At 39.0% G+C, this 19,135-nt stretch carries 18 protein-coding genes and 2 tRNA genes; 16 read left to right on the top strand and 4 right to left on the bottom strand.

All coding sequences use genetic code 11. From position 1 onward, the window contains the following. From KA531_02655 to argS, 10 genes are all read left to right on the top strand, one after another. On the top strand, positions 1–1,381 hold a 1,381-nt coding region (locus KA531_02655; GenBank protein ID MBP6005776.1), incomplete at its 5' end, for a type II/IV secretion system protein. After that, a complete protein-coding gene (locus KA531_02650; GenBank protein MBP6005775.1) occupies positions 1,362–2,432 on the top strand; it encodes a type IV pilus twitching motility protein PilT in 1,071 nt (356 codons plus the stop codon). The genes KA531_02655 and KA531_02650, both read left to right, overlap by 20 nt. Before the next feature lies 1 nt (position 2,433). Beyond that, complete coding sequence (locus KA531_02645) at positions 2,434–3,654, top strand: type II secretion system F family protein (GenBank protein ID MBP6005774.1); 1,221 nt, start codon at positions 2,434–2,436, stop codon at positions 3,652–3,654. 90 nt (positions 3,655–3,744) lie between these two features. Beyond that, positions 3,745–4,206, top strand: a complete 462-nt coding sequence (locus KA531_02640; protein MBP6005773.1) for a type II secretion system protein — start codon at positions 3,745–3,747, stop codon at positions 4,204–4,206. A gap of 10 nt (positions 4,207–4,216) precedes the next feature. Beyond that, on the top strand, positions 4,217–5,005 hold the full coding sequence (locus tag KA531_02635) for a prepilin-type N-terminal cleavage/methylation domain-containing protein (protein ID MBP6005772.1): 789 nt from the start codon (positions 4,217–4,219) through the stop codon (positions 5,003–5,005). Beyond that, positions 5,005–5,508: a prepilin-type N-terminal cleavage/methylation domain-containing protein gene (locus tag KA531_02630; GenBank protein ID MBP6005771.1), complete on the top strand. Its 504-nt coding sequence runs from the start codon at positions 5,005–5,007 to the stop codon at positions 5,506–5,508. Before KA531_02635 ends, KA531_02630 begins: the two co-directional genes overlap by 1 nt. Beyond that, complete coding sequence (locus KA531_02625) at positions 5,505–6,260, top strand: type II secretion system protein (GenBank protein ID MBP6005770.1); 756 nt, start codon at positions 5,505–5,507, stop codon at positions 6,258–6,260. Before KA531_02630 ends, KA531_02625 begins: the two co-directional genes overlap by 4 nt. An 86-nt stretch (positions 6,261–6,346) precedes the next feature. Then, positions 6,347–6,422 (top strand) — tRNA-Arg (locus tag KA531_02620). A 10-nt stretch (positions 6,423–6,432) separates the two neighbouring features. Then, a tRNA-His gene (locus tag KA531_02615) sits at positions 6,433–6,508 on the top strand. A 14-nt stretch (positions 6,509–6,522) separates the two neighbouring features. After that, on the top strand, positions 6,523–8,211 hold the full coding sequence (gene argS / locus KA531_02610) for an arginine--tRNA ligase (protein MBP6005769.1): 1,689 nt from the start codon (positions 6,523–6,525) through the stop codon (positions 8,209–8,211). A 133-nt stretch (positions 8,212–8,344) separates the two neighbouring features. Here argS and KA531_02605 read toward each other — a convergent pair whose 3' ends face one another. Then, on the bottom strand, positions 8,345–8,788 hold the full coding sequence (locus KA531_02605; protein MBP6005768.1) for an Hsp20/alpha crystallin family protein: 444 nt from the start codon (positions 8,786–8,788) through the stop codon (positions 8,345–8,347). 124 nt (positions 8,789–8,912) lie between these two features. Between KA531_02605 and rpsT the strand changes: the two genes are divergently transcribed. Further along, on the top strand, positions 8,913–9,341 hold the full coding sequence (rpsT, locus tag KA531_02600) for a 30S ribosomal protein S20 (protein ID MBP6005767.1): 429 nt from the start codon (positions 8,913–8,915) through the stop codon (positions 9,339–9,341). 218 nt (positions 9,342–9,559) lie between these two features. Here rpsT and KA531_02595 read toward each other — a convergent pair whose 3' ends face one another. Both KA531_02595 and KA531_02590 read right to left on the bottom strand, forming a co-directional pair. Next, positions 9,560–9,922 carry a hypothetical protein gene (locus tag KA531_02595; GenBank protein ID MBP6005766.1) on the bottom strand — a complete coding sequence of 121 codons (363 nt, stop codon included), beginning with the start codon at positions 9,920–9,922 and terminating at the stop codon, positions 9,560–9,562. A 57-nt stretch (positions 9,923–9,979) separates the two neighbouring features. Continuing rightward, complete coding sequence (locus KA531_02590; protein MBP6005765.1) at positions 9,980–10,393, bottom strand: hypothetical protein; 414 nt, start codon at positions 10,391–10,393, stop codon at positions 9,980–9,982. A 284-nt stretch (positions 10,394–10,677) separates the two neighbouring features. Here KA531_02590 and KA531_02585 point away from each other — a divergent pair, with 284 nt between their 5' ends. The 5 genes from KA531_02585 to gmd all read left to right on the top strand — a co-directional run bounded on the left by KA531_02585 (position 10,678) and on the right by gmd (position 18,222). Next, complete coding sequence (locus tag KA531_02585; protein ID MBP6005764.1) at positions 10,678–11,472, top strand: ABC transporter permease; 795 nt, start codon at positions 10,678–10,680, stop codon at positions 11,470–11,472. Further along, entirely contained in the window at positions 11,469–12,677 is a 1,209-nt protein-coding gene (locus tag KA531_02580; protein ID MBP6005763.1) for an ABC transporter ATP-binding protein, read from the top strand. The genes KA531_02585 and KA531_02580 overlap by 4 nt, the downstream gene beginning before the upstream one ends. 1 nt (position 12,678) lies before the next feature. Beyond that, positions 12,679–13,689 (top strand): glycosyltransferase family 2 protein, encoded by a 1,011-nt coding sequence (locus tag KA531_02575; protein MBP6005762.1) that lies wholly within the window; start codon positions 12,679–12,681, stop codon positions 13,687–13,689. Continuing rightward, the gene (locus KA531_02570) at positions 13,686–17,105 is read left to right on the top strand and encodes a glycosyltransferase (GenBank protein MBP6005761.1); all 3,420 of its coding nucleotides are present in this window, start codon (positions 13,686–13,688) and stop codon (positions 17,103–17,105) included. Before KA531_02575 ends, KA531_02570 begins: the two co-directional genes overlap by 4 nt. Positions 17,106–17,184: 79 nt before the next feature. Next, entirely contained in the window at positions 17,185–18,222 is a 1,038-nt protein-coding gene (gene gmd, locus KA531_02565) for a GDP-mannose 4,6-dehydratase (protein ID MBP6005760.1), read from the top strand. On the opposite strand, the gene KA531_02560 is transcribed toward gmd, so the two are convergent. Next, on the bottom strand, positions 18,208–19,135 hold a 928-nt coding region (locus tag KA531_02560), incomplete at its 5' end, for a GDP-mannose 4,6-dehydratase (protein ID MBP6005759.1). The genes gmd and KA531_02560 overlap by 15 nt on opposite strands.

Genomic DNA, 19,135 nt, shown 5'->3' with positions numbered 1-19,135 from the left:
GAGTATTGATTATGTAATCAATAAGATGAGCGATAATATTGATCAAGAGGTAACAAGAGCCTTCGGAGGAGATAGTTCAGAGAAAAAAGAAGGTGATCCAATTGACCAAGAGACCCTCTCTCAACTGGAGGGAACAGACATTGTCCAAGATGCACCAATCACTCGTGCACTCAATGGTATCTTGGAAAGTGCCATTGAGCAAAAAGCTTCAGATATTCACATTGAGCCAAGAGAACACAATCTCAAGATCAGATTCAGGATAGATGGATTGCTCAAAGAGGTGATGACTCTGCCCAAAAATGTTGAACCAGCACTAATATCAAGAATCAAGATCATGTCCAAGCTCAAGATCGATGAACACCGAGTCCCACAGGATGGTCAGGCTCAAATCAGTGTCGTGGATCGTGATGTGGATTTGCGTATTGCAATTGCGCCAATTACTTATGGTGAACAAGTAGTAATCCGGATCTTGGACAAAGGGAGTCTTTCAATTGAGCTCAGTCAATTAGGGTTTCGGGGAATGGCGCTAGAAAGGATTTATGAAGGAATCAGACAACCTCATGGAATGGTACTTTCAACCGGACCAACTGGTTCTGGTAAGTCTACTACCCTCTATGCTGTGCTCAATCAGGTCAAGGATGAGACTGTCAATATTGTTACCTTGGAAGACCCAGTAGAGTACAAGATGGATGGGATTAACCAGACTCAGATTAATCCAGCAGTTGGATTAACTTTTGCTTCCGGATTGCGTTCAATCTTGAGGCAAGACCCAAATATTATCATGGTTGGAGAAATTCGTGACCGAGAGACTGCAGATTTGGCTGTTCAATCAGCTTTGACTGGACACTTAGTATTATCCACGCTGCACACCAACTCGGCAGCCGGAGTATTGCCCAGGTTTCTTGATATGGAGATAGAGCCATTTTTGATTGCTTCCACTGTTAATACCGTGATTGGTCAGAGACTAGTTAGGAAGATTTGTGAGAAGTGCAAGGTTGGGTATCAAGCAGACCCAGCGGCAGTTGAGATCATTAATAAGACACTAGCTACTATTCTTGCTCGAACCGATCAGGACTTGGAGAGGGTTACTCAATGGACTGGCTATCAGGGATTGCCACTTTTTAGTAATGGTTACCAAGTATATAAGGGGCAAGGTTGTAATAATTGTAGTAATGGTTATAAGGGCAGATTAGGTATCTGCGAGGTTTATAGCATGAGTCAGACTCTTGAAGAAATGTTGCTTAAAAGAGCTACAACAGCAGAAGTTCAAGACCAGACAATCAGTGAAGGTATGATTACGATGCAACAAGATGGGTATTTGAAGGCTTTGGTTGGGATGACAACAATTGAGGAGGTAGAGCGTGTCGCCTCAGAATTTTGATATCAATTTTTTATTGGGTGAAGTAGTGCGAGTCCAGGCTAGCGATTTGCACCTACAAATCTCTTTGCCACCAATTATTCGTAGACACGGGCATTTGGCACCAATTGTCAATACTGAAGCTCTTAGTCAGTCAGCTATTACTAGCTTGATATATTCAACCTTGACTGAGGAGCAACAAGGGATCTTGGCCAAAGAACGTGAATTGGATTACTCAATTAGTTATGGGGATATAGCGAGATTTCGGGTCAATGCTTTTTATGAACGAAGTAATCTAGCAGCTGCATTTCGTCTAATTCCGACTAAAATACCAGTATTGGCAGATCTTGGTTTGCCGAGATCAGTCCAGCAATTTGCTAACATGACGCAAGGGTTGGTACTGTTTACTGGACCTACTGGTTCTGGTAAGTCAACTACTATGGCTGCCCTGATCGACCACATCAATACCAATCGGACTACAAGAATAATTACAATTGAAGATCCGGTAGAGTTTGTTCATCAGAATAAACGCTCAATTATTGCTCAGCGAGAGGTCAATTTTGATACAAAGTCTTTTGCTAAAGCATTGAAGTCTTGCTTGCGAGAAGATATAGACGTTGTGCTTATTGGAGAAATGCGAGATCTTGAAACAATTGCAGCTGCTATGACTATTGCTGAGACTGGTCACTTAGTATTTGCAACCTTGCATACTAATTCTGCTGCCCAAACAATCGATCGGGTGATTGATGTTTTTCCTGCTGATCAACAGGGTCAGATTCGGACTCAGCTATCAATGATTCTAGCTGGAATTGTTTCCCAGAGATTGGTTCCGAACAATGAAGGCAAGAGAAGCCTTGCTACTGAAGTTTTGCTCGCTACTTCAGCGATTAGTAATCTGATTCGAGAATCTAAGACCTATCAGATTGATTCAGCGATCTCTACTAGTGCAGCTATGGGTATGCAGTCAATGAATCGATCATTGGTAGATTTGGTTAGGGCTGGTAAGATTACAGCAAATCAAGCAAAAGATTATAGTATAAACCCAAGTGAATTAGAAAGATTAATGAGGTCATAATATGCAAGAGTTCAATTATACAGCAAAAGATTTAGCAACCGGACAGCAAGTCAAGGGGGATATTTCGGCAGAAAATCAAACAGCAGCAGCAAGACTACTTAATGAGAGGAATCTTTATCCGATCAGTATCAAGTTGAAATCTACTGGTTCTGGATTTAGTCTAAATAGAGGAACAAAGGTTAAGGCCAAAGAGAAGGTTCTATTCACCAGACAATTAGCCACTCTAATCAATGCAGGATTACCAATCACTACAGCGATCTCAACTGCTGCCGAACAGCTAAGTAATCAAGGATTTAGAGACATCATTGAGAAGATTGAGGCAATGATCCAGGGGGGTAGTAGTATTGCTGAAGCTTTTGCTCAATACCCGAAAGTGTTTGATAATATCTTTATCAGTATGCTTAGCGCTGGTGAGGCTTCTGGTACCCTTGATCAATCACTTGATAGACTAGCCAAACAACTAGAAAATCAAGAACAAATTAATTCCAAGGTCAAGGGTGCGATGGTTTATCCGATGGTTGTTTTGGTGGTGATTGGTGGAGTTTTGGTCTTTATGCTAACAGCTGTTCTTCCCCAAGTGGCAACTCTCTATGATGATCTCGGGGCAGAATTACCAGCCTTGACTCAGGCACTTCAGAATCTAGGAGTATTTATGACTGATTCGTGGTTTTTTGCAATACTAATTTTTGCAGGTATTATTCTGGGGATTAGAGCATTTATCAAATCTCCACTCGGTCACGGTATAGTAGATCAGCTTAAGGTTCGAATGCCAGTATTCAAAGATCTAGTATACAAGATGTACATGGCAACTTTTTGTCGAACTTTGAGCTCACTCATCAAGAGTGGGGTTCAGATACTGGATGCTCTAGCAATTACCAAACAAGCCCTGACTAATAAACTTCTGGTTGATGAGCTTGATGAGGTGATTGTCAAGGTTCGAGGTGGTGTGCCAATGAGCCAAACCCTCAAAGAGCAAGAACACTTTTTGCCCTTGGTCAGCCAGATGACTAGAATTGGTGAAGAGTCAGGAACTCTTGGCGAAATGCTTGAAAAAGTAGCTAATTTCTATGAAGAAGAGGTCAACCAGACTGTCAAGAATATTTCGACTCTGATTGAACCTGCAATGATGGTAATCATGGGGGTGATTGTGATGGGTATTATTGGAGCAATCTTGTATCCGATTTATAGTTTAGTAGGTCAAGGATTTGATTCGGGAGTATAGAAGACTATTGACTTAAAATGATTCTAAAGATAAACTATAAATCATAAGGGGTATAGCTAACAGTTAACAAAACAAAACTAAGGAGTAATAATGCAGACGGCAAAAAAAGGTTTTACCCTGATAGAAGTAATTATTGTCTTGGCCATTGCAGCCTTGATCATGGTAGTAGTGTTTAATTCAGTAGGTGGGGCACAGAGGTCTCAGAGAGACAGTCAGAGACGGACAGATCTCGGGTACTTAGTCTCTCAGCTTGAGCAGTATGCTGGTAATAACGACGGGGATTATCCTGACCCAGGCGACTTAAGTACTTTTACTGCTAATTATATCGAGAATAATGATAAGAGCTTTAGAGACCCTGTAGCTGGTGAGCATTATGTTTTGGTAGAAAATAGTAGCTTAGAGTCACAGGAAAGCCCTAGTGGATTATGTGGTGGGGGTGGAAATTTGACAGAGAATGGCTATCAGGAAGTTTATTACAATCGGATGACCCGTAGAAGTTTTGCTATTGAAGTTTGCCTAGAGAGCGGTAACTACGTTCAAACTAATAAGTAGGCGGCTACCATTGGCTAGGTCTAAAAATAAATTAGGCCATCATTTTCAGCTAAGCTCAGGGATGAGCTTGGTCGAAGTAATGATTGTCTTAGCAATCTCGATGGGGGTGGCAGCTTCTGTTTATGCCAACTTTGGTCCCCAAAGAGACAGGGTGTCTTTCGACAATGCAATTCGTAGTACAGACTCGATTTTTACCGGTATCAAAAATGAGGTTCGGGCTGGCGTTTGGCTAGGGGGAGAGACTGAAAATCAGACTAGCTGTAGTGGAATAAATCTGGGAGACAATCTTTCACTTGGACAGGATCAGATCTTTGGTCGGAGTATTACGATTGAACAAGATTCCAGAGGGGAGTATTACCTTGATAGTTCAGTATTGCGGTTGGTAGCCAATACTGCCGAGGGATTCAATCAATACTATGAGCAACTCTGTAGCTATCAACCAGAAAGAGTCAATTTACCCAAAGGTATTATCCCATTCTTACCAAATCCAGATCCAGATGATAGTGGTAATCCAGCACAAGATCCGACTAAGATTAGGATTGTTTTTCAGGCTCAGCCAAATGAGATCTGGTGGTGGGAGGATAAAAATGATCAAGATTATCTGGACATAACAAACTATGGATCAAACAGTGCTAACGGTCAATTAGGCGATAGGTCAGATTTTTCTCTGTATTTTAAAGATTTGGATTACTCAGCGCAGCAAGATGTACGACTCAGTGCTGGAAATGATCAAGTTAAGATCTGGGGAAAGATCAGCTTTACGCCTAGCAATAATAGCTTTGAGCTTGAGATAAACTGATGAGAAAACGATTAAGAAGAGGCGATACAATTCTAGAAGTTTTAATTGCCCTGGTAATACTTGGCTCTATTCTGGCGATTGCAATCGTGAGTGTTAGTAGATCAGTTCGCCAAACTAGGGCATCTAGGGAAAGAATTCAGGTGGATTTGTTAGTGGAAGAGCAAGCTGAGTATTTGGACTTTTTAGTCAGAAGTTTGCCTTGGGATAATAATGATGTTCCAGTTGGCAAGAATCCTCAGGATTACCCATTTTTTATCGGAGATAAAGTTGATGGCTGTGGACAAAAATGTTTTGTTGAAAAATCAGATACAAGTGATAATCTAACGATTAGGAGTGGAGAATATACTAGTGTTGATCCGTATAGGATTTATTTTCAGAAGAAAGATTATCCAAGTGCTTTTCAGACTACGGAGTCAATGTTAATCTCAATTCAGGCAGAGTGGATAGATCCGAATGGTGACAATCAGTATACAGTGATCACCAAGGAGTATAGTAAGCGATGATTAGCCTGAAACATAAGGGTTCTAAATCAGGGTTTACCTTGGTCGAGTTATTAATCGCTTCATCAATTTTTTCATTCCTATTAGCTATTAGCTTAGCTGGGTTTATGAATATTACCAACCTATTTCGTCAGGCTTCGACAATGAGAGCTTTGCAACAAGATACCGATGAGGTCATCAATGAGATTCGTGATGATATTAATAGTGCTAGAGGAGTTAGGATTTGTCGAGCTGGAGAGGATTATATCAGTATTGATAATCCAGTCGAAAACTGTATGGCAGGGCTTGAAGAGAATCGAGCTACCTATCTAAATGATCCTGAAGATTTAATCAATGAAGATAGTGATCTACTGTGTCTTAAGGGTGACAGGGAAGGGCAGGATATTGTTTATCGTACAGAGCTAGCTAGTAGTAATGATTTGATTGCAGACACTCCGACAACAGTTTTGGTCAAATACACCAATGTTACTCATTGCAACTTGAGTGTAACTGGTGGAGTCAGGACTCCACAGGTCATTACTAGCCAGAAGAATCGGGTTTATGGCTTGCATTTTGGTCAAGTTCGGGGTGTTGAAAAGCGAGGCAAATTGAATATTGCTTCTATTCAAATCAAACTTGATATCAGACAAGCACGGATTTTGGAAAAAGGAGCTAGTAGTGGGGCTAGGGCTTTTACTGCAAACTTATATCTTGAAACATCTGCAAATACGAGGGGTTGTTATGCAGGTACTACTACTTGTCCACCAGTTAATTAGTTTTTTTGATTTATCTATAGGTTTTATTTCGAGTTTGCTTGAGCTGTGTTAAAATGTTCTATAGGCAAAAAGCTATTTTATTTGTAGCCCGTGTAGCTCAGCGGATAGAGCAGTGGTTTTCTAAACCATTGGTCGGGAGTTCGACTCTCTCCACGGGTACCATTAGTCTATGGTGGACGTAGCTCAGTTGGTAGAGCGCCGGGTTGTGGTCCCGTAGGTCGTGGGTTCGAGACCCATCGTCCACACCATTTTATGATGATTTATGACGATTAATAAATTAACTCAAGAGATTGCTCGGACTTTAGATATTCGCCCCGAGGATTTGGCTTGGAAAACTGATCAATCAAAGTTTGATGCTGATTTGGTCTTGATTTTAGCCCCACTATTATCTAAGTATCAGATCAAGATTCAAGATTTACGAGATAAACTTGAAAGCGTATTAAAAAAATATCTCAGTGATCTGGATTATGAATTTGTTGGATCCTACCTTAATATTAAACTTAGCATTAAGTTTCAAATTGGACTATTGATTGATAAATTAGAGCAGGCAAAATCTGCAAATCTAGATTATGGACAGCTCCCTGCCAATAACCAGCTGGCTGTAGTTGATTTTATTGGGCTTAATATTGCCAAGCCATTTTCGGTAGGACATATTCGACCTACAGTTCAGGGTTGGGCAATTATTCAGATTCTTCGGAATGCTGGCTATAGTGTAGTTGGTGACAACCATCTTGGAGATTGGGGAACTCCTTTCGGGATGTGGGTCTATGCTTATAAACATTGGGGAAACAAGCAGGCAGTTGAGGAGCGTGGAGTCTATGAACTCAATGATCTCTATATCAAGTTTCGTCAAGCACTCAGTCAGGAGCCTAATTTGATAGACCAAGCTAAGCGGGAACTAATCAAACTAGCCAACAAGGATCCAGAAACTATAGAGCTCTATAATTGGTTTTATGATTTGTCGATTAATGATATGAACCGAATGTTGGGTATACTGAATGTCAAGGCAGATCAGACAATAGGAGAGGCCTTTTATCAAGAAATGGCTAGTCAAATGGTGGACGAGATGCTTGAGTCAGGTGTTGCTAAGAAGGGTGAATCGGGAGCAATTATTGTCGATCTCAATGATCAAGGAATAGAGACACCAATAATGATCAGAAAGTCAGATGGGACTAATCTTTATGCTACAAGTGATATTGCTACTATCAAGTATCGAGTTGATCGTTGGCATCCAGATAGGATAATATATGTAGTTTCTGTGGAGCAAAGCTTTCATTTTCGTCAGGTATTTGCCTTAGCAAGCAAATTGGGTCTTGATCAAGCTGATTTAGTGCATGCTGAATTTGGTAATATTGATGAAATGGTAGATGGTAAGCGTTCGAAGATCTCATCTCGTAAGGGTGTAATACTACTTGAGGATTTAATAAATCAAGTCCTCGAATATACCAAGACTCAGTTTGCCAGTAATCAGCTGACAAGTCAAGATTATCAAAAGATTGCGCTTGGTGCGATCAAATTTGCAGATTTAGCCCAACATCGTAAGACTAGTATCCTATATGATTTTGACAAGATGTTTTCATTGAATGGTTATTCATCAGTTTATATCCAGTACACTGTAGTCAGGTTGCGATCCTTGGTTAAGAAGTCTCAGATCAAGCCAGATTTTCAGAATCTGACTGGGCTTGATGCTTCTGCCAAGCAACTAATCATAGAATTATTAAGGTTTGATCAAGTATTGGCCGAGAGTGCTAGAGAGCTTTTTCCACACCGGGTTGCAGAATACCTCTATCAATTAGCAAAAGAATCCAATAGACTCTATGAGTATTCAAAAGTTTTATCTGAGCCTAATCAGGAACTCAAACAAGCCAAGGTTAGCTTGTTTGATCTGACAGCTAGAGTGATTACTCGGGGATTAGAATTATTAGGGATTGAAGTACCTGATAGGATGTAGAAGACATAAGCCTTGTGAAGGTTTAAGAATACAATAAAACAAGACCTGTGATAATCTTCTGGAATATAACAAAAAAGTCTTTCGTAGAATCGTAGGATAGTGGATTGTGGCGTGTAGTACCGGCTAGAGAATACTAGGCGGCAACGACCTTGATCTTGCGGACTTTTTCCTGGGCTACTTTAGGAATCTTGATTGTCACTACACCATTTTCCATCTTAGCCTCTGCCTTGTCAGCTATTGCTGGAGTGGGTAAAATCACAGATCTCGAGAAAGATCCCCAGAAGCACTCCTGGATATAGTAGTCTCTACCTTTTGTTTGTGCGCCTTCCTCTCTACTTCCTCGGATGGTCACCACATCATCACTGATTGCAATATCTAATTTGTCGGGACTAATTCCGGCAATCGGAGCCATGATTACTACATGAGTCTTGGTTTGGTAAACATCTACATTGAGTTGTCCTTCTACGTCATCATCTCCATCTATCCAGTTTTGGTCATCACTTTCATCCATATCCAAAAATGAATCATCTACTACCAAATCATCATCGTCTTGAACTATTGTACTTTTTCTAGCCACTCTCCTCCTTTGCGCGGTTATTTGACATTAATTGTATGAGATTTTGTTTATGATTTTATTATACTTGAGGAATACTTGATAGTAAAGCTTTACTTTTATTAGATAATAAGGTAATATAACCATTATGCCAATTATAAAGTCAGCAATCAAGCGATCCAAACAAGAAATTAGACGACGAGCCAATAACCGGTTGGTCAAAACTGAATTCAGAACATTGACCAAGAACTTCTTAATAGAAGTCAAGGCAGGAAATTATGATCAAGAACAGTTTAAAAAGGTTGTATCTAGTCTAGATCGAGCAGTCAAGAAGGGCGTATTGCATCGCAATACTGTAGCTCGCAAGAAATCTAGTCTAACCAAGGCTGCAAATACCGTCAGGAAGTCCAGCAATCTAGTAACTGATCAGGCTACTAAGTCTACTGTTAAACCCAAGACTGAGGCTTCAACAAAACCTGCTACCAAGAAGGCTGTCAAAAAGAGTACGAAAATATCTCAGTCCAAGAAAACTCCTGCTAAGAAAGCACCAGTCAAGAAATCTACAGATACCAAGTAGTAAGGTTCCTACTGGTCTATAGGTACCCTAGAAAACTAACAAAAACAACAATCAAGATTCCAATACGCTACTTTTAATGTTGGCAAAACTGAGAATGATCAAGAGATGTCATCAGTCGAAACACACAAAAAGGTGACGCGAAAGAGAATCCAAATAGTTTAGCTGCAAATCTTTTATCTAGGAAATTAATCTAGTCTTAGCGCTATCAAGATCTAGACTTAAGTGGTTCCAGTAATGCTATTTAGAACAAAACTGATAATTGCATAGGCTAGCAAGGCTATCACAATCCCAACGATTGCATACAGGATGGTGTTTCTAGCTGACTCAAAGGACTTAGGATCTCCTTGAGAGACCACCATTCTGAGTCCAGCAATGATAATGACGATCACTGAAGCAATCCCAATAATCACAAGCAGGATATTGGTTACCTTGCTAAAGACACTACTAAGTTCAGTATTCTTGCTAAGCTCTGTATTATTTGCAACGCAGTCAGCTCCATCTTTAATGCTAGCAAAATTCCCGCAAGCTGCAAAAGCTTTCCATATCGAGAATCCCAAACTATATATATAGTCTACTATCATGATTGATATATACCAACATTAAAAAATAATCTTGAATTAATGATAGACATTAGACTTCTAATTCTCTACAGAAAACTGACCGACTACGAAGCGGACGATTGCAAAGGCCAGTATGGCGATCACAATCCCAATAATTGCATACAGGATGGTGTTTCTAGCAGATTCCGCAGCTTTTTGGTCACCTTGACTGAGGACATAGCGAAAACCACCAATGATCAGCATGATTACTGACACTACACCGATTGCATAAAGTAAGAAGTTGGTAATATTGGTGATATTGACAGTCAAATCTGATTGCTGGGAATCATCTTTGGCTTTACATGCACCTTGCAATATGGGGTTGCCAGCATCATTGCCACAATCTGGTGTATCTGAATTGATTTCTGCAGCTTGCGTAACTTGAGCAAACCTAACACCAACAATGCTAGAAACAGTCGCTAGTGAGTAGTTAACTTTAGTGAGTAGAGTCATTTGTTATTCTCCTATATACTTATTTTTTAGACCTTAAGCATTATTGTATCAAGTTTTTAGATTTCTGCAAGGGGTTAATAGTCCCCATAAAACAAAACCTTACCCTTGACTGTATCTTACAGTACATAACTATCACTATTACTTCTCATCATATCTACATATATGATTTATCACAATAACAACAATTCTAGATCCATAATCTATCACTCCCAAGCGAACAGGTTTTGTTTTGGGTGGTTATAGATTGATAAATCAAGCTAAACTAGATGCGATATAATAGACTTATGGCCTTTGTCCAACAAGATTTAGCAATTCTAAGAGAATTGGTGATCACAGATTTCAAGCTGAGATATCAAGGTTCAAGCTTGGGATATCTTTGGTCGCTAATGCGTCCATTGATATTATTTACGATATATTATCTGGTATTTACTAAGTTCTTAAGGTTTGGAGAAACGATGGAACATTATACTACCTACCTACTTTCGGGCATTATGCTTTGGAACTTTTTTAGTGAGGCTACGGTAATGGGGATGCAATCAATTGTTGCTCGTTCTGGATTGATTAGAAAGTTAAATATCAATAAGTCAATTATCGTGATATCTACAATTGTCTCCGCATTGATCAATCTAATGATCAATCTGGGTGTCTTGGGGTTGTTCTTGCTACTGACCGGAGGGGCATATTTTGCTGGACTGTCAGTATTACTGGTAGTATTCTATTTATTTGGACTTATTATTCTGACTGTTTCAGTAGCTTTTATACTAGCTACTGCTTTTGTATATTATCGAGACGTGGGACATCTTTGGGAGGTTGGATTGCAGGCAATATTTTATCTAACACCCTTTATTTATCCGGTCAGTATTATCCCAGAGAATTTTCGCAAGCTGATTTTGGTGAACCCACTGGCATTCTTTGTCCAGGGGATCCGTGAATTAATTATTACAGATCAAGTAACTACTAGCTATGAAATTGGTGGCTGGAGCTACTTAGTTTTGATTGGTTTTATCATGATAGTACTAGTTGGTTTTGCTTGGACGATTTTTACTAGAGAATCTAAGAAATTTGCGGAGAATATATGACAAGAGTTGCAGGAGAAATTGAAGTCAAAAACCTAACCAAAAAGTTTAAGTTGCCAGTTGACAAGCCCAACTCTCTGAGAAATAGAGCATTGACACTTGGTAAGCTGAATCTTCGAGAATTTGTTGCTCTAGAAGATGTAGATTTTGATATCAAGAAGGGAGAATTTGTCGGGATAGTCGGCAAGAATGGTAGTGGTAAGTCAACTTTGCTCAAGCTAATTGCAGGAATTTATCAGCCCAGTTATGGCAAGATCAGAGTATCTGGCAGGTTGATACCTTTTATTGAGCTAGGGGTTGGTTTTAATTTGGAATTGACAGGTAGGGAAAATGTTTATCTAAATGCTACCCTCATGGGGCTAAGTAAGAAAGCTATTGATCAGCTCTATGACAGAATAGTTGAGTTTGCGGAACTAGAGGATTTCATGGAGCAGAAGCTTAAAAATTATTCATCAGGGATGCAGGTTCGTTTGGCATTTTCGATTGCAATTAGGGCAGATGCAGATATCTTACTAATTGATGAGGTTCTGGCAGTCGGAGATAGTAGCTTCCAACAGAAATGTTTGGATTATTTTCAAAGTGTCAGACAGACGGATACGACTATCATATTGGTTACTCATGATATGAATATTGTTGAGCAATTTTGTGATCGAGCGATCTTGATAGATCAGGGCAAGATTAGCAGGACTGGTAGTCCTAGGGAAATATCTTTGAGTTATCAGGCGCTTAATTTTGGTTCATTACTCGAAAGAAAGAATATAAAAGGCATTAAACATTTAGGCGGTGAATATTTTTACTTCACAAGCTTGAAGCTTATCAATTCCAAAGACGGGCAAACAATTAGTCTCGAAGATGATTTAATAATTGAAATAAGCTTTAATACCAAGCTCAAGATAGAGGATCCAATCTTTGGGATAGGGATATTTGATAATAATGGCAATTATTTACTAGGACCAAATTCAAGTGAGCAAACAAATCAATTCAATTTAAATAAAGCTAAGGGTACATTAAGGGTCAATTTTGGTGCCAATAATTTGATGCCAGGCCTATACAAGATAAGTGTTAGTTGTCACAGTAGAGATGGCAGAAAGATCTATGATCATATTGATAATTTTAGCTTAATTAGAATAGAAGGGAAGCCGGGCTGGGGATCTATCAGAGTGAAGCCTAGTTGGGAATTATTAAATCAAGATGAGCTTAAAAAATAAAATGATACCAAGTAAACCAATTGTAATAATACCGAACTTCAATGGAGGGTCGTTTTTGTTGGATTGTCTTAAATCTTTGTCAAAACAAACAATAAGTCACGACGTACTAATCATAGACAATGCTTCAATTGATGGCTCGATTGATAATGCCCTCAAAGAATTTCCAGCAACAATTGTATTAAAGCAAAGTAAGAATCATGGCTTTGCTGGGGGGGTAAATCGAGGAATAAAATATGCTCAAATAAATCAATACCAGTATCTTGCTATATTGAACAACGACGCCCTAGTCAGACCTAATTGGTTGGAGAACTTGTTAGAACTAATCAATCAAGATGACAAGATTGCGATAGTGGCTCCCAAGGTATTGAGACAAGATAAGAAAGATGGGCATTATCTGATTGATAGTATTGGTGAGTACTATGCATTGGCAGGAGGACCCTACCCTAAGGCTAGAAATGAGCAAGATAGAGGTCAATATAATGTTGCACGTGAGATACCAATGGCAAGTGGTGCAGCTAGCATCTACAGAACAGATATTTTTAATGAGATCGGATTATTTGATGAGAAGTTTTTTATCTATTATGAAGATTGTGATATTAGCCTGAGGGCTAGAAGAAAAGGTTATAGCATTTGGTATCAACCAAAATCAGTAGTTTATCACGGTGTTGGTAAGACGAGTGGAGGAAGCAATACTGCCCTTGTGCGTTATCACATGTTTAAAAATTTGTGGATGATTTTTCTCAAGAACCTACCATTGACTTACCTGATAATGTATCTGCCAGCAATGTGGCTGACCAGTTTTATGCTTTTGCTATCTTCGATTAAGCAAGGAAATATTTTGTCGATTATTAAGGCTAAGTTTTTTTTGTTAATTCATATTAATACAATCTTAAAAGATCGATTTGATATTCAAAGAAACTCCATAGTTGAGGTCAGGGATTTTATGAGCTGGTTTGATCCAGGATTTACCCCTAATCAACGGGCAAGTCTAACCAAAATAAAAAGAAAATGATAGACATCATAATACTTAATTGGAACAGGTCAGATCTCACCATACAGTGCTTGGAATCCTTAAAAAAATCCCAGAACCGTAGCTTTAGGGTGATTTTAATTGATAATAATTCTAAATTTGAAGATTATCGATTACTTGAGATCTATTTGACTAAGTTTGAAACTTTTCCAGTCAATTTAATTAGGTTAGATAAAAATTATGGTTTTGCAGGGGGTCATGCGATGGCTTATCAGTATATCCAATCTGAATACTTTGTGTTACTTAATAACGATACATTTATCGATCCAGGCTGGCTGGATCAGCTCAAGGATTATCTAGATCAAGATCCAGGGGTAGCAGCTGTTGGTGGTAGAGCTTATATTTGGAAGGATAATAACAAGAGTCAAGATAAATATTATAGCTACGCAGTTTTAGATAGATTTGGCTATGCCCATACACAACTTTATGGGGATAAACCAGGATATGTTGATACAATCTCTGGAGCAGGAGTGATGATTAGAAAAAGTGCCCTGGAAGATGTAGGATATTTAGCCAAGGAATTCTTTTTGTATTATGAAGAGACTGATTTGTTTTTGCGCCTTAGAAATAGGGGATGGAAAATTGCTTATCAGCCAAAGGCTAAATTATGGCATCAGATTGGAGCCAGTAGTACAGAAGGAAGTTATTCTCATGTCTATTATATGCATCGCAATAGATTTCTTGTAGTGATGCGCAACTATGATTCTAAATATATATCTGGATTTTTACTGGAGTATTATAAGAGATTCATCCATGGATTGTTGGGTTACTTGCACAATAAAAAGGATTTGGATGCCAAAGCAAGACTTAGGGCTGGGATCTGGAATAGTTTGCATTTACCTAGAACACTAGTTCAAAGGTATAGATTGACCAATATGCGATCTGATATAGGATCAGTAGAGAATAATTTGTTGCCAGCTGTAGCAGTAGTAATCTTGAATTATAATTATCAAGAATACCTTGATGAAGCAATCAGGTCAGTTCTCCATCAGAGTTATAAACCAGATCGAATAATCTTGGTCGATGATCATTCTTCAGATTCAAGCTTGGATATAGCTAGAAAGTATAAGCATCAGATAGAGATAATCACAAAATCTAAGAATTTGGGAGTAATAGACAGCAAGAATTACGCATTGTCAATTCTGGATACATATTATGTAGTCTTTTTGGATGCAGATGACAAGCTGGATTCTAGATATTTAGAAGAAACGATTCAATTGGCCAGAAAGAAGGATTACGATATTGTTTATACCGGCATGCAATATTTTGGTTCCAAAACAGGTACAATGGAGGCTAAAAAATATCGAAAAAGGCGGTTTGTAATGGGTAACTATGTTAACAATAGCTCCCTAATCAAACTTGAAGTATTAAGAAAAGTTGGTGGTTATAAACAAGTTATGGAGAAAGGTTACGAGGACTGGGAGTTTTTTTTGTCCTGTGCTGAGAAAGGAGCTAAATTTGGCTCCTTGAACCAACCCTTGCTTTTGTATCGTCAGCACAAAGGGTTTAAGGGCAGAAACATTCATGCAGCTGATAATGCTGAAGAATTGTTCAAGATTGTTAAAAGGCTACATCAATCTTACTTCCAAATATATGGGCCGATAGTTAGCCTAGAAAGATTTTTGTGGATCAGATTGAGGCGCTACAGTAATATCCCAATAATATTTAGGTATCTAGTAGCTAATTTTAATATTAAGTTCTATTACCGAGTTTTGTCTAAAAAGGTCAACACCTTATCTAGTTTGGTAATAAGTTTAAAGGTTAGAACCATTTTGTTAAGAATTAAGCAGAATAGGTCTAAGCTAGTTGTTTTGGCATATCAATCTAAATACGGCTTGGGTTATAATGAAGTTATGAACTTGGAATCTTCGTTGGTTTATCAGCCAAATGAGCTAAACTTCGGGACATCTGGCTTGAGGGGACTAGTATCAGATATGACAGACTTGGAGTGTTATATCAATACAGTTGGGTTTATAGATTATCTTAAGTCAAATTATCCTGACATCAGGACTGTGGCAATTGCTGGTGATTTGAGGGATTCTACTCCAAGAATCCTAGAGGCAATCATCCAAGCAATTCTTGACCAGGATCTAGAATACGATTACTGCGGGTTAATCCCAACCCCAGCTTTAGCCTACTATTCAATCACTCAAGCCATACCATCAATTATGGTTACAGGGTCACATATACCTGATGATCGAAATGGTATCAAGTACTATAAGCCAGATGGTGAGGTCTTGAAAGATGATGAGGTGGAGATCAAGCAGGTGGTATCTGAGGTGCGATCAGAAGTTTATGATAGCGCAGTTCCTATTTTTGATCATTTAGGAAGACTCAAATCAAGACCAAAACTACCAAACCCCAATCAAGAGGCTCGGGATACTTATAGGCGACGGTACTTAGACTTTTTTGATAGTCAGGCTTTGGCGGGTAAGCAAATTGTTTTTTATCAACATTCAGCAGTCGGTAGAGAGTTGATTCCAGAAATTCTAACTAGCCTAGGGGCTGAAGTGATTAGGGTAGGATTTTCAGACAAGTTTATACCTGTGGATTCAGAAAATATAGATAGCGATAAGCAGAAATTTTACCATCAAATAGCAGATCAATATCCAGATGCCTTTGCGATAGTTTCGACCGATGGAGATAGTGATCGACCATTGGTCTTTGATCAGGATGGTAATTTTGTCATGGGAGATATTCTAGGTCTTGCGGTTGCCAGTGAGCTTGGAGCTAGATTGGCAGTCTTTCCAATTAGTTCAAATAGTGCATTAGTAGAGTACTGCATTAAGAACAATATTAGTTATTTATCTACCAAGATCGGTTCACCTTATGTAATTAAGAGCCTAGAAGATAGCCAAGACCAGGGAGTCAAGGCTGGGTGGGAGGTTAATGGCGGTTTCATATTGGGGTCAGATGTTACTGGGGATAATTGCCGACTCAAGGCCTTGCTGACGAGGGATGCAGTATTGCCAATCATTATTAGCTTGGTAGCAGGTATCAATGGCGGTAAGTCTGTTTCACAGTACTTTAAAAGATTTACAACTAGTTTTACTCAGGTAGGGCTGATCGATAACTTTCCAGTAGCCAGTAGTCAAGCAATCATAGATTTACTTTCAAGTAATTCCGAGGATAGTAGAAGGGTGATTGAGAAAGTCTTTAGTCGCGAGAATGGGTTTGGCAAATGTCAAGCTATTGATTTGACCGATGGAGTTAGGATATCATTTGACAGTGGGGATAAAGCTCACATCAGACCATCTGGTAATGCTCCTCAGCTCAGGATTTATAGCAATGCTAGTAGTCAAGAACGAGCAGATCAGATAGTCAAATTAGGAATAAGTGAGCCAAATGGCTTACTAAGGCAATTGGAAAAAGCTATAGAGATTGACTCAAACTTCTAATCTTGCCATTCAGTTGCTATAATACTAAGATGTGGTTTGGTGGGTTATATTTGTCAGATTAAAATGGAGGATAAGTCTAGTGAAAAAAGCATTGATCACGGGGGTAGCAGGTCAGGATGGTAGACATCTAGCAAAACTACTGGATGCCAAGGGATATCAAGTATTTGGTACGCTTAGGGGACAGCTTGAAGCTAGCCATCCTAGATATCAAGATATCCAGAAGGCGATGCCCTTCCTCAATATTGTCATTGCGGATTCTTTGGATCTAAGCGCACTAGTTAGAGCAGTCGAAACAGTTCAGCCAGATGAGGTTTATAATCTTGCTGCGATTAGTCATGTTGGTTATTCATTTCATAATCCTTTATTGACAGCTGATGTCACAGCAAAAGGTGTGCTCAATATCTTGGAAGCAATCAGACTGGCTGGTCTTCAGGACAAGACTAGATTCTATCAAGCTTCTACCTCGGAGATGTTTGGAGGTCTGGAGTATAATCGTCCAGGACTAGGCTATGATGAAAATGCTATTTTTCATCCCCGTAGTCCTTATGGAGTTGCTAAATTGTATGGTTATTGGATCACTAGAAATTATCGTGAGAGTTATAATATGTATGCCACAAATGGTATTCTTTTTAATCATGAGGGAGAAAATCGAGGTCCAGAATTTGTGACTAGAAAGATTAGCTTGGCAGTCGCTAGAATTAGGGCAGGAAAACAGGAATATCTTGAATTGGGTAATCTCGATGCCAAGCGAGATTGGGGCTATGCAGGGGATTATGTAGAGGGGATGTGGCGTATCCTGCAACAAGATCATCCCGAAGATTTTGTCTTAGCAACTGGAGAAACTCATTCTGTGAGAGATTTTTGTGTGCTGGCATTCCAGGCAGCTGGTCTGACAATAACCTGGCAAGGAGAAAGAGAGAGTGAAGTTGGATTGGATCAAAAAGGCATTATTCGTATCAAAATCAATCCTGAGTACTATCGTCCAGCGGAAGTTGATCTATTACTTGGCAACCCTAGTAAGGCAGAGAAGCAACTTGGTTGGAGTAGACAAACTAGTTTTGATGACCTAGTAAAATTAATGGTAGATAGCGATATAGATAAATTATCTATTACTTAGATAGTCCTGGATAGTTTGTTTGATACTGTATTTTGGTTGCCAATCGTACTCAGTCTTGATGAGGGTATTGTCACCTCGGATATCGGCAATATCATTAGGTCTTATCAATGATGGATCTACTTTTAATTTTGGCATACTGATATCTAAATATTCTACGATGTATTCTAATATTTCTTCTCCACTATAGCTGACTCCGGAGCAGATATTATATATTAAATTTTTTGGTAGATGTTTTGCTGTGGCTATTAGCCTGTAAGCTCTGGCAACATCTCTTACATCCGTATAGTCTCTTCTGGTAGACAAATTTCCGACACTAATCTCAGGGTTAGCAATGCCACGTGATTGTAGCAATTTTTCAGTTAGATCAGGTATTAGGAACCCTAGACCTTGGCCTGAACCAATATGATTAAAGGGGCGTGCTATTATACAGTGCATTTGACGAGTATTGTAGTATCTAGCTTGATTTTCTAGCAAGATCTTACTAACTCCATAGGGGGAGGTTAGTACTAAGGGAGAAGTTTCATTGATTGGCATTGGTTGATTAGGATCATAGATTGAGGCACTACTGATCACAACAATTCTTGGTTGGGTAGTTTTGCCGAGGTAGTTTTCGCAAATATTAGTAAAGATTGCAGAATTGGTAGATAAATAGTCCTGAGGCCTGTCAAATGATGGGCTGACTGCTGCCAAGCCCGCTAGATGAATAATTGCATCTATTGATTGGGTGGGGGCTGGGAATTGGTCTGATAGGTCAGCCGACCAATACTCTGAGATTAAGTTTTGAATTTGTTGATTTGGGGTATCTTCAGTTCCAATTCCATAGATATTATGATCAAAATCTGATAATTCACGAGTAAGATGTTTACCCACAAAACCATTTATTCCTGTAATAAGTATATTCATATTCTTATCT

The sequence above is a fragment of the Candidatus Saccharibacteria bacterium genome, assembly GCA_017983775.1.
Taxonomy (GTDB): Bacteria; Patescibacteriota; Saccharimonadia; order JAGOAT01; family JAGOAT01; genus JAGOAT01.
This window is presented reverse-complemented; position numbering and strand designations above follow the sequence as displayed.

Coding starts and splice junctions, on each gene's coding strand:
- KA531_02630 (MBP6005771.1), top strand. CDS start 5,005: ATGAGAAAACGATTAAGAAGAGGCGATACAATTCTAGAAGTTTTAATT.
- KA531_02645 (MBP6005774.1), top strand. CDS start 2,434: ATGCAAGAGTTCAATTATACAGCAAAAGATTTAGCAACCGGACAGCAA.
- KA531_02570 (MBP6005761.1), top strand. CDS start 13,686: ATGATAGACATCATAATACTTAATTGGAACAGGTCAGATCTCACCATA.
- KA531_02625 (MBP6005770.1), top strand. CDS start 5,505: ATGATTAGCCTGAAACATAAGGGTTCTAAATCAGGGTTTACCTTGGTC.
- argS (MBP6005769.1), top strand. CDS start 6,523: ATGACGATTAATAAATTAACTCAAGAGATTGCTCGGACTTTAGATATT.
- KA531_02640 (MBP6005773.1), top strand. CDS start 3,745: ATGCAGACGGCAAAAAAAGGTTTTACCCTGATAGAAGTAATTATTGTC.
- KA531_02580 (MBP6005763.1), top strand. CDS start 11,469: ATGACAAGAGTTGCAGGAGAAATTGAAGTCAAAAACCTAACCAAAAAG.
- rpsT (MBP6005767.1), top strand. CDS start 8,913: ATGCCAATTATAAAGTCAGCAATCAAGCGATCCAAACAAGAAATTAGA.
- KA531_02585 (MBP6005764.1), top strand. CDS start 10,678: ATGGCCTTTGTCCAACAAGATTTAGCAATTCTAAGAGAATTGGTGATC.
- KA531_02595 (MBP6005766.1), bottom strand. CDS start 9,922: ATGATAGTAGACTATATATATAGTTTGGGATTCTCGATATGGAAAGCT.
- KA531_02590 (MBP6005765.1), bottom strand. CDS start 10,393: ATGACTCTACTCACTAAAGTTAACTACTCACTAGCGACTGTTTCTAGC.
- KA531_02575 (MBP6005762.1), top strand. CDS start 12,679: ATGATACCAAGTAAACCAATTGTAATAATACCGAACTTCAATGGAGGG.